Raw genomic sequence first — 14,521 nt, forward strand, 5'->3', positions numbered from 1 at the left:
CGCACTCAGCCTTCGCCGGCCTGCGCGGCTGTTCCATCCATATAGTCTGGGAACCATGATTCATAGGCGGTGCGCAACTCCTCTACAGATATGGAGAGGATGCCGTCTATCGTCAATCTGCCGCCGCCTACCGTGCCGAGCCGCCGGAACGGCACGCCAGCGCCCTCGGCGTTCATACAGACGAAGTTCGCAAGATCCGGGGCAAGGGCGACAATGTAACGCGCCTGATCCTCGCCAAAAAGAAGGGCATGTGCCGGATCCTGCGGCTGTTCAAGATCGATCTTCATGCCCTTGTTCGACGCTATGGCCATTTCTGCAAGGCTGAGAGCAAGGCCGCCATCGGAGATGTCATGGCAGGCGGTCACCTGGCCGTTGCGGATGGCGGAACGCACAAAATCGCCATTGCGTTTTTCGGTGTAGAGATCGACGGGCGGCGGTGGGCCGTCCGACTGTCCGAGACAATCGCGCATATAGGCCGATTGGCCAAGATGCGTGCCGTCGCAGCCGAGCAGGACGAGGATATCGCCCTCGTTTGCGCCGCCTATGGTCGCCATTTGTGTCCAGTCGGGAAGCAGCCCGACCCCGGCGATAGTAGGCGTTGGCAATATGGCTTCGCCATTCGTCTCGTTATAGAGGGAGACATTGCCGGACACGATCGGGAAACTGAGGGCCGCGCATGCCTCGCCGATGCCTTCGATCGCCTTGACGAGCTGCCCCATTATTTCAGGACGCTCGGGATTGCCGAAATTGAGATTGTCCGTTGCAGCAAGCGGCTCGGCGCCTGTTGCCGTCAGATTGCGCCAGCATTCGGCGACGGCCTGCTTGCCGCCTTCAAGCGGATCGGCCTCGCAATAGCGGGGCGTGACATCGGATGAAAAGGCCAGCGCCTTGGTCGGGTGCGTATCGACCCTGACCACACCGGCATCACCGCCCGGAAGTTGCAGGCTGTTGCCCTGGATCAGGGTATCATATTGTTCATAGACCCAGCGGCGAGAGGAATTGTTGGCCGAGCCGATCAGCGACAACAGCGCCTTTCCGTAGTCCTCCGGTTCTTCGACGCTGTCTGCCGGCAGCGGTGAATAAAGCCCAGTCTCGCGCCAGGGCCGGTCATATTCCGGAGCCTCGTCGCCCAGTTCGCGGATCGGCAGATCGGCGACCTCGTCGCCCTGATGGACGACGCGAAAGCGCAAATCGTCCGTGGTGGTGCCGACAATGGCAAAATCGAGGCCCCACTTTTTGAAGATGGCTTCGGCCTCGGCTTCCTTTTCGGGGCGCAGGACCATGAGCATGCGCTCCTGGCTTTCCGAAAGCATCATCTCGTAGGCGCTCATGTTTTCTTCGCGCACTGGCACCTTGTCGAGATCAAGCTCAATGCCAAGGCCGCCCTTGGCGCCCATCTCCACTGCTGAGCATGTCAGCCCTGCCGCGCCCATGTCCTGAATGGCGATCACGGCACCGGAAGCCATGAGTTCGAGGCAGGCTTCAAGCAGGCATTTTTCGGTAAACGGGTCTCCGACCTGAACGGTCGGGCGCTTTTCCTCGATGGACTCATCGAATTCGGCGGACGCCATGGTCGCCCCACCAACGCCGTCGCGGCCGGTCTTTGCACCGAGATAGACGACCGGCAGGCCGATGCCTTCCGCTTTCGAATAAAAGATCGCATCTGTGCGGGCGAGCCCGGCGGCAAAGGCATTGACGAGGCAGTTGCCGTTGTATCGGGCATCGAATTCAACCTCGCCGCCTACCGTCGGAACGCCGAAGGAATTTCCGTATCCGCCGACACCGGCAACGACACCGGCCACAAGGTGATGCGTTTTGGGATGCTCCGGTTCACCAAAGCGCAGGGCGTTCATCGCCGCGATGGGGCGGGCGCCCATGGTGAACACATCGCGCAAAATGCCGCCAACGCCGGTCGCCGCGCCCTGGTAAGGCTCGATATAGGACGGGTGATTGTGGCTCTCCATCTTGAAGACGACACAGTCGCCATCACCGATATCGACAACACCGGCGTTTTCTCCCGGCCCCTGGATGACATGCGGGCCGTCGGTCGGCAGTGTGCGAAGCCACTTCTTTGAGGATTTGTAGGAGCAGTGCTCGTTCCACATCGCCGAGAAGATGCCGAGTTCGGTAAAGCTCGGCTCGCGCCCGATCAGTTCAAGAATGCGATCATATTCGTCGGGTTTGAGGCCGTGCGCTTCGATAAGCTCTTGTGTGATCTTGATGTCGTTCGGAATATTCATTGCGGCAATATCGTTGCGTTTCCAAAGGTGATTGTCAGCAGGATGATCCACCACCGGCCCAGCGCCGTGTGTCGGCGGCGATGCGATTGCCGGCCGACTGGGACATGAGCGGGCCATAGGCGCTGACCGTTGCCGGTGTGCCCTGTGCCTCTATCACGGCAAGCGGACGGTCCTGCGGTCTGCCGCCGGGCACAATCAGGATGCGCGGACGGCCGGAGAAAGAGTTGAGTTCGGGGGCAAGCCGATAGGCCCTGAATGCACGGTCCGCACCCTTGAACCAGCATTTGTTGGCCGCAAGCGCTATGCGTTCCATTGTCGGCAGCGCCGCATCCTGTGAACTCACCGAGATATTGCCGGGACCTGATCCCGATGTCTGGCAGGCGGCGAGCGCGGCAGTCAGAACCGGCAACGCGATCAGAAGGCGGCGCGGCGTCAATGTCATGCGGCCATTCCAAGCGCGGAGGCAAACAGGGCGTGGCCGTCCGTTCCGCCATGTGCCGTTTCGATGAGGTTTTCCGGATGCGGCATCATGCCCATCACGTTGCCCTGTGCATTGATGATGCCGGCAATGTCGTTGGTGGAGCCGTTGGGATTGGTGTCTTCAGCGTAGCGGAAGACAACACGGCCCTCGTCTTCAAGTCTATTGAGGTCGTCCGGCGCGGCAAAGTAGTTGCCATCGTGATGGGCAACCGGGCACCGGATGATTTCGCCCGTTTCATACTGCCGCGTAAAAGCCGTCTCTGAATTGATGACTTCGAGCTTGACTTCGCGGCAGACGAATTTGAGCGAGGCGTTGCGCATCAGCGCTCCGGGAAGAAGGCCTGCTTCAAGGAGAATCTGAAAACCGTTGCACACGCCGAGGACACGCACGCCCTTGGCGGCTTTCTCTCGCACCGCCTCCATCACCGGCATGCGCGCGGCGATCGCACCGCAACGCAGATAGTCGCCATAGGAGAAGCCTCCGGGAATGACGATTAGGTCAACATCGGGGATTTCCGTCTCGGTCTGCCACACGGTATGGGGCGCTTCGCCGGAAATCTTCGTCAATGCGGCAATCATGTCCCGGTCGCGATTGAGGCCGGGAAGAAGAAGGACTGCTGATTTCATGTTTCCAGAATGGTTTTGGAGGTCTGTGTGGCCGCCTTTTAGCGCATATGCGCGGCAATTGCGATAGCTGTTGCCTTGCTATCCAGTGCGGAGTATCGTCAAGATAGTTTATGTTTAAAATATTTGCCGCTCAAGCGATGGTCCGCGCGTGGGGCAGGGTGTGCTTCACCGGACAGGGAGGTTTTATTGGCAAAGGACAAGAGCCGCGTCGAAAGTAGCATGTCACTCGATTTTGAAGGGCGCATGTCCTATGGCGACTATCTCAAGCTCGACATGCTACTGGACGCACAAAAACCGCTCAGCGACAAGCAGGATGAAACGCTGTTCATCATCGTTCACCACGTGCAGGAACTTTGGTTGCGCCTGATCATCCATGAGCTGGAATTCGCCATGCGCAATCTGCGGGAAAACAAGGCGGGCCTGGCCTTCAAGGCGCTGGCGCGCGTATCGGCTGTTCAGGAACAACTGGTGACGGCCTGGGATGTCCTGTCAACGATGACCCCGTCCGACTATATGACCTTCCGGGACTGTCTCGGTCAGGCATCGGGGTTCCAGTCCTATCAGTACAGGCTCGTTGAGATTTTGCTGGGTGCCAAGGATGCGCGCATGCTGGCGCCGCATCGGCACAAGCCGGAAATCCATGCCCGGCTTGAAGTGGCCTTCAAAGGACCGAGCATTTATGACGAATCGATTGCGCTGGTCAGCAGGTCCGGTTTCGATGTCCCGAACGATCTGCTCGAACGCGATTTCTCGACCAATCATGAATTCAGCGAAGCGCTGCGCGATATCTGGCTCCAGGTCTATCGTGATCCTGAACGCTATTTCGAACTCTACGAGCTGGCGGAAGAACTGGTCGATGTTGAAGACCGCTTTCAGCAATGGCGCTTCAGGCACATGAAAACGGTTGAGCGCATCATCGGCTACAAGAAGGGAACCGGTGGCTCATCCGGTGTCGGCTTTTTGAAGACCGCGCTGGACCGGACATTCTTTCCCGAGTTGTGGGCTGTTCGAACGGAGCTTTGAGCGTCAGCAAAAGCGATGTACGACTCAGACGAGTTCGACCGAATAATCCTCGATCACGGTGTTTGCCAGGAGCTTCTCGCACATGGCGGAGATTTCCTCTTTCGCCTTTGCCGGATCGGCTGAAGTCAGCTCCAGGTCGAAAACCTTGCCCTGGCGCACCTGACCGACGCCGTCGAAGCCGAGCGATCCGAGCGCGCCCTCAATGGCCTTGCCTTGCGGGTCGAGCACTCCGTTTTTCAATGTGACGGTAACGCGTGCCTTGATCACGGGCGCATTCCTCGCTTTTTCGCGCTGCTATTTGACGAGGACCGGTCCGGTCCCGCGTGGCGGCTCATTGCGGTTGACGATGCCAAGACGCCGGGCGACTTCCTGATAGGCCTCGACCAGTCCGCCAAGATCGCGGCGATAACGGTCCTTGTCCATCTTGTCCTTTGTCTCGACGTCCCACAGGCGGCAGCTGTCGGGCGAAATTTCGTCGGCAACGACGATCCGCATCATATCGCCTTCAAAGAGCCGGCCGCATTCGATCTTGAAGTCGACAAGCTGAATGCCGACGCCCAGGAACAGACCTGACAGAAAGTCGTTGACCCGAATGGCCAATGCCATGATGTCGTCGATCTCCTGGGGGCTGGCCCAGCCGAACGCGGTGATGTGTTCTTCCGATACCATCGGATCGTTCAGCGCATCGGCCTTGTAATAGAACTCGATGATGGAACGCGGCAGCACGGTGCCCTCATCAAGGCCGAGCCGCTCTGACAGGGAACCGGCGGCGACATTGCGGACCACCACTTCCAGCGGAATGATTTCGACTTCCTTGATGAGCTGTTCGCGCATATTGACGCGCTTGATGAAATGGGTGGGGATGCCGATCCGGTTCAGGTGCTCGAAAACAAACTCTGAAATCCTGTTGTTGAGCACGCCTTTTCCCTCAACAACATCGTGCTTCTTGTTGTTGAATGCGGTGGCGTCGTCTTTGAAGAACTGGATAAGCGTGCCGGGTTCGGGGCCTTCGTAAAGAATCTTGGCTTTGCCCTCATAGATTCGGCGGCGACGGTTCATGATTTTCTCTGTTCCTTCGGCCGCACGATGCGGCTGACTGGTTGGTCCTGGATTGGCTATCATCTAGCGGAAACGGAGGGATATCACAATCGCTGTGCAAGGCCCTTTTTGACGCTGATCCACTGCCTATTGGATGGCCGCTTTTCACAGCAACGACAGGCAGGGGGCTGAGCCGGCCGTCCGAATTGCGGCAAATTCGCGCGGTTTGCGCCGAAATGTCGGGAAATTGGCGCGCGTGATACAATGCGTAAAAGCGCCGATTGATCTTTTCTTAGGCATTTGATTTACACATATAGGAGAAGCGGCGCCTTTGTTGTAAAGAGCGCAATGAAGACGGTTATTTACGTTCGGGAGAACTGAATATGAGCGGCATGGACGAACGCAGCGAAGCCTATGAGAACAAATTTGCTCACGATGAGGAACTGCGGTTCAAAGCGGGAGCACGCCGTAACAAGATGCTGGGTCTTTGGGCCGCCGGACTACTGGGCAAGGAAGGCGAGGATGCCGAGGCTTATGCCAAGGAAGTTGTTCTGGCCGATTTCGAAGAGGCGGGGGACGATGACGTTTTCCGCAAGGTCCGCAAGGATTTCGATGATGCGGGCGTTGAACAGTCCGACCATCAGCTTCGCCGGCACATGGATGAGCTGATGCAGAAGGCCATCGAGCAGATCCGCACCGAATAGCAGATAAGCCCTAGGGGTCGAGTTTGCTTAAGAAGCGGGCAAAGACCATCAGCCCCTCGGGCCACGGGCCAAAGCCTGATTCGGCATTGATATGGCCGGCATTGCCGGCATCCATGAACAACGCCCCCCAGGCGGCGGCTGTATCATCGGCGACGTCGAAACTGCTGTAGGGATCGTCTCGGCTGGCAATGACCATTGCCGGAAAAGGCAGTGGATCGCGGGAATAGGGTCCGAAGGTCATAAGGTGCTTCGGACGTATCTTAGGGTTCGATACGTCGGGCGGCGCCACGAGCATCGCGCCGACAACGGGTTTTTCAAACTCCGATATGGCCTGCACCGTTGCCGACACACCGAGCGAATGCGCAACGATGACCACCGGCCGCTTTGATTCGTTAACGGCGGCGGCGATTGCCGTTTTCCAATCCTCCAGCTCCGGTTTTTCCCAGCTCTTCTGCTCGACGCGGCGTGCCGTCGACAACTTTGCCTGCCAGCGGCTTTGCCAATGGTCAGGACCGGAGTTCTTGTAGCCGGGTATAATCAGAATGTCGGCTTCGGATGCTTTCATCACATGCTCACAAATCGACCGTTTGACGATCAGCCTTCGGTGCCGAAGACCCGTGCAAATATGGTGTCGACATGTTTGGTATGGTAGCCGAGGTCGAACTTTTCCCGGATTTCCTCTTCGCTGAGGGCGTTTCGGACATCTTTATCGACAAGCAGTTCTTCAAGGAAATCCTTGCCTTCTTCCCACACCTTCATGGCATTGCGCTGGACCAGACGATAGGCGTCTTCGCGGCTGACGCCCGCCTGTGTGAGGGCCAGCAGCACGCGCTGCGAATGAACAAGGCCCCGGAATTTGTTGAGGTTCGCCATCATGGTTTCGGGATAGACGACCAGCTTTTCAACCACGCCCGTCAGCCTTGCCAATGCAAAATCCAGGGTGACCGTTGCATCCGGCCCGATCATCCGTTCCACCGACGAGTGGGAAATGTCGCGTTCGTGCCAGAGCGCAACATTTTCCATTGCAGGCATTGCATAGGAGCGCACCATGCGGGCAAGGCCGGTCAGGTTCTCTGTCAATACCGGATTGCGCTTGTGGGGCATGGCGGAGGAGCCTTTTTGACCCGGAGAGAAATATTCCTCGGCCTCAAGGACCTCTGTCCTCTGCAGGTGCCTGATCTCGACGGACAGTCTCTCGATGGATGAGGCAATGACACCGAGCGTGGCAAAATACATGGCGTGCCTGTCCCGCGGTATGACCTGTGTGGAAACCGGTTCGGATGTCAGACCCAGCGCTTTGGCGACGTGGTCTTCCACGCGCGGATCGATATTGGCAAAGGTTCCGACCGCGCCGGAAATGGCGCAGGTGGCAATCTCCTCACGGGCGGTTTCCAGCCGCTTCCTGCAGCGTTCAAACTCGGCATAGGCCTGGGCGAGTTTGACGCCGAATGTCGTTGGCTCGGCATGGATGCCGTGGCTGCGGCCGATGGTGATCGTATCCTTGTGTTCCAATGCCCGCTTTTTGAGCGCGGCGAGCAATTTGTCCATATCGGCAAGCAGGATATCGGTGGCGCGCACGAGCTGGACGTTGAAGCAGGTGTCGAGAACGTCCGATGAGGTCATGCCCTGGTGGACGAAACGGGCATCAGGTCCGACGATCTCGGCAAGATGGGTGAGGAATGCGATGACGTCGTGTTTGGTAACGGCCTCGATCTCATCGATGCGCTGGACGTCGAACTTGGCGTCCCCGGCCTTCTCCCATATGGTCTTCGCCGCCGATTTCGGCACGACCCCAAGATCGGCCAGCGCATCGCAGGCATGGGCCTCGATTTCGAACCAGATGCGGAACTTTGATTCGGGAGACCAGATGGCGACCATATCAGGTCTGGAATAACGAGGGATCATGGACGAGGCTCACGGGTGAAAAGGTCAGGGCCCGGCACGTGGTGGCCGGCGGGAGATATGTGTGCCTGCTAGCAGAAAAACAAGGCGATCTCAACGCATCCGTTTGGCCAGCAGGATGCTGACGACGAACAGGGCAACGAAGCCGACGGGAAAGAAAAAGCGCAGACCCACGGCGGCGAACTGGTAGAGTGCTGCAATTATCGTGACGGTTGTCTGCTGGATCCACGCGATGGAAAGAAACGCCTCGCTCCAATGGGCGAAGAATGTCCAGTAAAGGGCCGCAAAGAGACCGGCAGTGATTGAGATCGTCGCCGCGCACAGACAAAAGAATGCGGCAGCAAACCGGACCTCGACCGCCTTTTTTCCCGACAAGGCGCGGGCAATCAAAACCGCGGGAGGAAACGCCACCAGTCCGCCGACAAAATAGAGCAGCGTGAGAGCCGTTCTGTGGGAGGTCAGTCCGCCAATCGAGATTTCGAGCGATACGGCGAGCGAAACCGCCATGGTGATACCCCAGACCAAGGCGCCCGATGCCAGCATTCCGGCACGTGGCCACCCTGTTGCGTCGTCAGGCATGTTGGCCTTTCCCGTTGCGGGGCCGGGGCGTTTCAGATCCGTACGCCGTTTGCCGCCTCGCGTATGGCCGCAATGTTAGTGCGGTAGGCATCGATATTGCCGCCCTTGAAAACTGCCGAGCCGGCAACCAATGCGTTGATCCCGACCTTTGCCGCATCGCCTGCATTGTCTTTGGTGATACCACCGTCAATTTCCAGATCAATCGGGCGGTCACCAATCATATCGTTGATGCGCCTGGCTTTTTCCAGAACGGCAGGGATGAGTTTTTGTCCGCCGAAACCGGGATTGACGCTCATGACCAAAACGAGGTCGAGTTCATCAAGCACGTACTCGATCACCTCCTCGGGGGTCGCCGGATTGAGCGATACGCCGGCCTTTTTGCCCATCGAACGGATTGCCTGCAGGGACCGGTGAAGATGCGGGCCGGCCTCGGCATGGACGGTGATGATATCGCAACCGGCTTTCGCAAACGCTTCAATATAGGGATCGCATGGCGCGATCATCAAATGGCAGTCAAAGACGGCATCCGTATGCGGTCGCAGCGACTTCACGACATCTGGCCCGAAGGTGATGTTGGGTACGAAATGGCCGTCCATGACATCAAGATGGACCCAGTCGGCTCCCGCGTCGATGACATCGCACACTTCTTGCCCGAGGCGCGAGAAATCTGATGCGAGGATTGACGGTGCGATCGTGATCGGGCGGCTCATATGGGGCTCCGGTGCCAGGGCTTTTGCGGCGGAACTAGCATTTACGCAACCGGCGCACAATCGGCCCCGGTGTTCAATTGACAGCTATATGTCGTTGCCGTGAACCGACTGCCAGGTTGGTAGCACATCGTCCGCTTCCGGCGTCGCCTCATACACACCGCGGGCGATGGCCCGCGACATTGTCGAGGCGGCAACTGCACACAAATCGATGAACGCATCGACATCCAGTGTCTTGCCGCTTGTGCCGGTCGCCAGCGAGAAGATCAGGTCGCCGTCATAGGCGGTATGAGCTGGCCAGATCGCCCGGGCAAATCCGTCATGGGACGAAATGGCAAGACGTTTGGCTTCAGCCTTGCTCAGCACGGCGTCGGTCGCGATAACGGCTATGGTGGTGTTGCGGCCTTCGGGACTTTCCGGCTCGCGGAATTTGATGCGCAGGTCCGTCGTGCTTTCCGGCAATGGCGACGGCAGGCCAAGCCCACCGAATTCGTTGCCGATCTCGAAGGGTGCGGCCCAGAAATGCGGCCCACCGGCCACATTGGCGGTGCCAACCGCGTTGACGGCAACAAGGGCGCCGACGGTTACGCCATTGTCCATAATCGTCGAGGCCGAGCCCAGCCCGCCTTTCAGTTCTGCGGTGGTCGCGCCGGCTCCGGCTCCCGCGGTTCCGGTTTCAAAGTCCTGCGCCGCGCTGTTTGCGGCTTCAAAGCCGAGTTCGCGGTAAGGCGGATAGAGGCCCCAGTCCTTGTCGCCGCCGTTTACAAGGTCGAAGAGGATGGCGGATGGAACAATCGGGATGACATGCGGACCGATTTCAAAGCCGACACGTTTTTTGCGCAGGGCCGCCTGAACCCCGGAGGCGGCGTCCAGGCCGAAGGCCGATCCGCCCGACAGAATGATCCCGTTGACGGCGCCGACCGTATTGTGCGGCTCAAGCAGGTCGGTTTCCCTCGTGCCGGGTGCGCCTCCCAGAACTTGCACCGAAGCCACAGTGTTGTCCTTGCACAAGACGGCCGTAACACCGGATTTCAGCCGTGAATCCTGCGCATTGCCGACGGTCAGGCCGCCAACGTCCGTGATCAGATTTCTTTTGCCGGTTTTCATCATTGGGTGGTGCCGCCTTGACCGGTATTGCCGCCGGACAGATCCGCCGGAACAAAGGCACCATTATACCAGACCATCAATTCGAACGGATTGTCCTTGCGCTCTCCAAATTCGTCGAACTCGATCTGGCCAATCGCCGTGAAGTATTGGCGGCCCGACAGATGATCCGCAAGCGGCGCGCTGGAAAGGCCTGCGGCACGATTTGCGGCCATGAGAACCTGACCGGCTGCATAGGCTGCTATCGTATAGTTGCCAACCGGAATTCCGGCCTGGTCAAACTGCGATATAGCCCGCGTGGCGCTTGGCATGTATCGGGCATCCGGCAGGGTGACCGCAAAGAACCCGTCAGCAAGCGGCGGGTTGCCGTCGGCTGCGTTCAGCGCGTCGCCTCCCAAAAATGTCAGCTCAAGGCCGGCCTCGACGCTGTCGCGTGCAATGGTCGCCGCATCCTGACGGTCGCCGCCAATAAACACATGGGTTGCACCCGAACGCTCAAGGCGGCGCACCAGGCCGAACTGACGATCCTGAGAAGGGCGGAAATTGTCGACAAAAATTGGCGATATGCCGATTTCCTCAAGCAGAATCCGAACGGATTCCATCAGTTCCCGACCATATATCGTGCCGTCTTCGACGAGCGCCAGCGGCTTGCCCACCCAGTCGGTCGAAATGGTCCGGGTCACCATTTTGGCTTCGTCGTCATCGCGCGGGGCCATTCTGTAGAAAAGCAAGCCCTGCCGGTTGGCGTCTTCGGCCACGATTGCTGAACGCACGCCAAGCGTCAGGGAGGGAATGCCGGAGGCCGACAGGATCGGAAGCGCAGATGAAAGGCTTTCCATGCACAGGAAACCGATGACGGCGTCGACGCCTGCTTCAACGAACGCGCTGGCGGCATCCTCGCCTCCGGCCGGGTCGCAGCTATCGGGCTCTTCGAGGATTTCTGCGATCGCCGGGCCGGAATTATCCTTTAGGACGTTGATTCCCTGAAGGATCTGGTCGCCGAGAATTGAGAAATTGCCTTCCGCTGGGACAACGACCCCGATCCTCAGCCCTGAGCCATTTTCCTGCGCAGTCACCGGTGCGGCGGCAAGTGGACATACCGCCAATAAAAGCGCTGCAAGAATTGACTTTCGTCCCAGCCTCATAGGCTTCCTTTCGTCCGACCGGCATCGGCGTTTTTTTCAGCGATATCAGATCAGAAACCCATGACCAAGTCGAACCTTCAATTTCAATGGGAGGGTTGTGCCAACCGGACAGCTGGCCATGGTTTACCAAACAAAGGTAATTCAAGCCGGGTGGTTCCAAATTGCGCAGATGTGTCTATGTAAAGTCTGCACAAAGAGTGCCGGGTCGGCTTGCACCATTGTGCAAGGATCAAAGCTGGAGTTGGTGGGTGTTGGAGAGAAGGACGGTTCAGTCCCAGGAATACCGGGATGCGATGGCTCACTATGCCGGGCATGTTCAGCTCGTGACAACTGAGCATGACGGTGTGCGCCGGGGCGTAACCGTTACAGCGGCGTGTTCGGTCTCGGATGAGCCGCCCACCGTGCTGGTTTGTCTGAACAAGTCCAACCCCAACAACAGTATTTTTCTAGAGAGCGGCAGGTTTGCGATCAATGCGCTTGCCGAAAGTCATCAGGCGATGGCGGCCTCCTTTGCCGGGTTTGACAAAAGGGATGCCAGTCAGCGCTTTGCCATGGGTAACTGGGATACGATTTCGACCGGCTGTCCGACACTTCGCGATGCGATGGCGGTGTTTGACTGCAATCTGATCGAACACAAGGTGGTCGCGACACATATGATCCTATTTGGAAAGGTGGAAGGACTGCGCGTCGGTCCCATGCAGCGTCCGTTGCTGTTTCTGGACCGAAGCTGGCGTAGCCTGTAGCCTGATTTTCACCAGCCTTTTTCAACCATGAGAGAACCTCATTGACGAAACAAGCCAAAGCCATTCCGGAATCGATTGACGAGACGTTCGAACTTCTCGACAGCCAGGACTATGTGGGCAGCAGGGCGCTCGCGACGGTGTTGTTCCTCAGTCTCAAGATGAAACGGCCGCTCTTGCTGGAGGGCGAGGCGGGAGTCGGGAAAACCGAGATCGCCAAGGTGCTCTCAGCTGCGTTGGGCAGGCCGTTGATCCGCCTGCAGTGTTATGAAGGCCTTGATATCTCGACCGCTGTCTATGAGTGGAACTATCCGGCCCAGATGCTGGAAATCAGGATGTCGGAGGCGACCGGTGAGACCAATCGCGGAGCGATTGAAAGGAATATCTTTTCCGATGAATATCTGATCCGCCGCCCGGTTCTTCAGGCTTTGTCCTCGGAAGGTGGTGCGCCGGTGTTCCTGATAGACGAACTGGATCGCACCGATGAGGCGTTTGAAGCCTACCTGCTTGAGGTCCTCTCGGAGTTTCAGGTAACGATCCCGGAGATCGGCGTCATCAAGGCGGATGAGCCGCCGATCGTGATTATCACGACGAACCGGACGCGCGAGATCCACGATGCACTCAAACGACGCTGCCTCTACCACTGGGTTGATTATCCCGATGCGGATGCGGAGCTGGAGATTGTCCACCGCAAGGTTCCGGGCTGTAATGCGGCTTTGTCGCGCGAGCTTGTCGGTTACGTTCAGAAGCTTCGCCAGCTTGATCTTTTCAAAAGTCCGGGCGTGGCCGAAACCATCGATTGGGCGAGCGCACTAACGGAGCTCGATAGTGTGGCGCTGGACCCGGAGACGATTTCCGACACGATCGGTACCTTGCTGAAATATCAGGATGATATCGCACGGATCGAGGAAGGTGAGGGGCGCAAGCTGCTTGATGAGCTCAGGTCCGAGCTGACGACGGCCTGAGGAGCAACAAACGGAGGCTGGAGCTGGCCGCGCAAACCGGCATAGACAAACAAGCGCAGGACGGGCGACTGGCGGATAACATCGTCTATTTTGCCCGGGCGTTGCGCCGCGCCGGTATGCGCGTTGGACCGGCTGCGGTGACCGATGCCGTGGAAGCCGTGAAAGTTGCCGGGATCGGTTCGCGAGACGATTTTTACTGGACCCTGCATTCGATCTTCGTCAACCGGCATGAAGACCATGCGGTGTTCGACGAGGCCTTCCGGCTGTTCTGGCGTTCCCGCGAGCTGGTGGAGAAGCTGATTGCCATGTTCTCTCCGGTGGCGATGGAGCGGCGGGAAAAGGAAAAGCAGCGCAGCGGACAAACACGGGCCAGCCAGGCCTTTCAGAACCGCAACGAGCGGCCGCTGCAGAAGGACGAACCTGAAATAGAGGTGGACGCGCGTCTCACCAGTTCGGACAATGAGGTCCTGCGTAAAATGGACTTTGCGCAGATGACTGCAGAAGAGCTCGTGCAGGCCAAACAGGCACTCACACAGCTTCTGCTTCCCGATGACCGGGTTGTCACGCGACGGTTCCGACCAAGCCGCAGGAATGTGCGAATTGATCCGCGCGCAACAATGCGCACGGCGCTGAAGACGGGCGGCGACCTCATTTTGCCCAGATTCCGCCAGCCAAAAACGGTTCATCCGCCCATTGTCGTTCTGGCCGATATTTCAGGCTCCATGAGCCAGTACACACGCATATTCCTGCATTTCCTGCACGCGTTGACGGACAAACGGCGACGGGTTCACACCTTTCTCTTCGGCACGCGGCTGACGAATGTGACGCGGCAGATGCGCCATCGCGATCCGGACGATGCGCTGGAAGAGTGTTCGGCCATTGTGCAGGACTGGTCGGGTGGAACGCGGATTTCCGACACGCTGGCCGAGTTCAACCGGTTGTGGTCCCGCCGGGTTTTATCTCAGGGTGCGATCGTCCTGCTGATCAGCGATGGTCTTGAACGCGAGAGTGTTGATGATCTGCCGCTCCAGATGGAAAGGCTGCAGAAATCCTGCCGGAGACTGATCTGGCTCAATCCGCTTTTGCGGTTTGAGGGTTTTGAAGCCAAGGCGATGGGTGTGCGGGCGATGCTGCCGTATGTTGACGAGTTCCGCGCGGTGCACAATCTAGAAGCCCTATCGGATCTTGTTGCCGCACTCGATGGTGGGCGCGGCAGGGACAGCGATCCGCGGCGCTTCCTCAAGAGTGCCGGAATCTGATCTTGGAG

16 protein-coding genes are annotated in these 14,521 nt (G+C 58.4%); 5 read left to right on the forward strand and 11 right to left on the reverse strand.

Translation table 11 applies throughout. The features are described 5' to 3' along the window. Positions 1-5: 5 nt before the first annotated feature. Genes purL through purQ form a run of 3 tightly spaced genes read right to left on the reverse strand, consistent with a single transcriptional unit; the run spans position 6 to position 3,347 of the window. Positions 6-2,240, reverse strand: coding sequence for a phosphoribosylformylglycinamidine synthase subunit PurL (gene purL, locus OQ273_RS06210; protein WP_267993035.1), 2,235 nt, complete (start codon positions 2,238-2,240; stop codon positions 6-8). A 34-nt stretch (positions 2,241-2,274) separates the two neighbouring features. Next, positions 2,275-2,682, reverse strand: coding sequence for a hypothetical protein (locus tag OQ273_RS06215; RefSeq protein WP_267989603.1), 408 nt, complete (start codon positions 2,680-2,682; stop codon positions 2,275-2,277). Next, complete coding sequence (gene purQ, locus OQ273_RS06220) at positions 2,679-3,347, reverse strand: phosphoribosylformylglycinamidine synthase subunit PurQ (RefSeq protein ID WP_267989604.1); 669 nt, start codon at positions 3,345-3,347, stop codon at positions 2,679-2,681. The genes OQ273_RS06215 and purQ overlap by 4 nt, the downstream gene beginning before the upstream one ends. Before the next feature lie 219 nt (positions 3,348-3,566). Between purQ and kynA the strand changes: the two genes are divergently transcribed. Further along, positions 3,567-4,370, forward strand: coding sequence for a tryptophan 2,3-dioxygenase (gene kynA, locus OQ273_RS06225; protein WP_267993036.1), 804 nt, complete (start codon positions 3,567-3,569; stop codon positions 4,368-4,370). Positions 4,371-4,394: 24 nt separating this feature from the next. Here the strand turns inward: kynA and purS are convergent, their stop codons facing one another. Together purS and purC are read right to left on the reverse strand one after the other, a co-directional pair. After that, on the reverse strand, positions 4,395-4,637 hold the full coding sequence (gene purS / locus OQ273_RS06230) for a phosphoribosylformylglycinamidine synthase subunit PurS (RefSeq protein ID WP_267989605.1): 243 nt from the start codon (positions 4,635-4,637) through the stop codon (positions 4,395-4,397). A 27-nt stretch (positions 4,638-4,664) separates the two neighbouring features. Beyond that, positions 4,665-5,429: a phosphoribosylaminoimidazolesuccinocarboxamide synthase gene (gene purC / locus OQ273_RS06235; protein WP_267989606.1), complete on the reverse strand. Its 765-nt coding sequence runs from the start codon at positions 5,427-5,429 to the stop codon at positions 4,665-4,667. Between the two features lie 362 nt (positions 5,430-5,791). On the opposite strand from purC, the gene OQ273_RS06240 reads away from it, so the two are divergent. Beyond that, positions 5,792-6,112 (forward strand): DUF1476 domain-containing protein, encoded by a 321-nt coding sequence (locus OQ273_RS06240; protein ID WP_267989607.1) that lies wholly within the window; start codon positions 5,792-5,794, stop codon positions 6,110-6,112. Positions 6,113-6,122: 10 nt separating this feature from the next. Here the strand turns inward: OQ273_RS06240 and OQ273_RS06245 are convergent, their stop codons facing one another. The 6 genes from OQ273_RS06245 to OQ273_RS06270 form a co-directional block, all read right to left on the reverse strand. Then, complete coding sequence (locus OQ273_RS06245; RefSeq protein ID WP_267989608.1) at positions 6,123-6,677, reverse strand: RBBP9/YdeN family alpha/beta hydrolase; 555 nt, start codon at positions 6,675-6,677, stop codon at positions 6,123-6,125. A gap of 29 nt (positions 6,678-6,706) precedes the next feature. Further along, positions 6,707-8,017 (reverse strand): adenylosuccinate lyase, encoded by a 1,311-nt coding sequence (purB, locus tag OQ273_RS06250; RefSeq protein WP_267989609.1) that lies wholly within the window; start codon positions 8,015-8,017, stop codon positions 6,707-6,709. Between the two features lie 90 nt (positions 8,018-8,107). Then, complete coding sequence (locus OQ273_RS06255; RefSeq protein ID WP_267989610.1) at positions 8,108-8,593, reverse strand: hypothetical protein; 486 nt, start codon at positions 8,591-8,593, stop codon at positions 8,108-8,110. Positions 8,594-8,625: 32 nt separating this feature from the next. After that, complete coding sequence (gene rpe, locus OQ273_RS06260; protein ID WP_267989611.1) at positions 8,626-9,303, reverse strand: ribulose-phosphate 3-epimerase; 678 nt, start codon at positions 9,301-9,303, stop codon at positions 8,626-8,628. 84 nt (positions 9,304-9,387) lie between these two features. Further along, a complete protein-coding gene (locus OQ273_RS06265; RefSeq protein ID WP_267989612.1) occupies positions 9,388-10,410 on the reverse strand; it encodes a P1 family peptidase in 1,023 nt (340 codons plus the stop codon). Beyond that, entirely contained in the window at positions 10,407-11,549 is a 1,143-nt protein-coding gene (locus OQ273_RS06270; protein WP_267989613.1) for a branched-chain amino acid ABC transporter substrate-binding protein, read from the reverse strand. The genes OQ273_RS06265 and OQ273_RS06270 overlap by 4 nt, the downstream gene beginning before the upstream one ends. A 248-nt stretch (positions 11,550-11,797) precedes the next feature. Here OQ273_RS06270 and OQ273_RS06275 point away from each other — a divergent pair, with 248 nt between their 5' ends. The 3 genes from OQ273_RS06275 (at position 11,798) to OQ273_RS06285 (ending at position 14,513) form a co-directional block, all read left to right on the forward strand. Beyond that, positions 11,798-12,292: a flavin reductase gene (locus OQ273_RS06275; protein WP_267989614.1), complete on the forward strand. Its 495-nt coding sequence runs from the start codon at positions 11,798-11,800 to the stop codon at positions 12,290-12,292. A gap of 41 nt (positions 12,293-12,333) precedes the next feature. After that, the gene (locus tag OQ273_RS06280) at positions 12,334-13,254 is read left to right on the forward strand and encodes an AAA family ATPase (RefSeq protein WP_267989615.1); all 921 of its coding nucleotides are present in this window, start codon (positions 12,334-12,336) and stop codon (positions 13,252-13,254) included. 116 nt (positions 13,255-13,370) lie between these two features. Then, positions 13,371-14,513 carry a vWA domain-containing protein gene (locus tag OQ273_RS06285; RefSeq protein WP_267989616.1) on the forward strand — a complete coding sequence of 381 codons (1,143 nt, stop codon included), beginning with the start codon at positions 13,371-13,373 and terminating at the stop codon, positions 14,511-14,513. The last annotated feature ends 8 nt before the right edge of the window (positions 14,514-14,521 follow it).

It is taken from the genome of Hoeflea prorocentri, assembly GCF_027944115.1.
Lineage (GTDB): Bacteria > Pseudomonadota > Alphaproteobacteria > Rhizobiales > Rhizobiaceae > Hoeflea_A > Hoeflea_A prorocentri.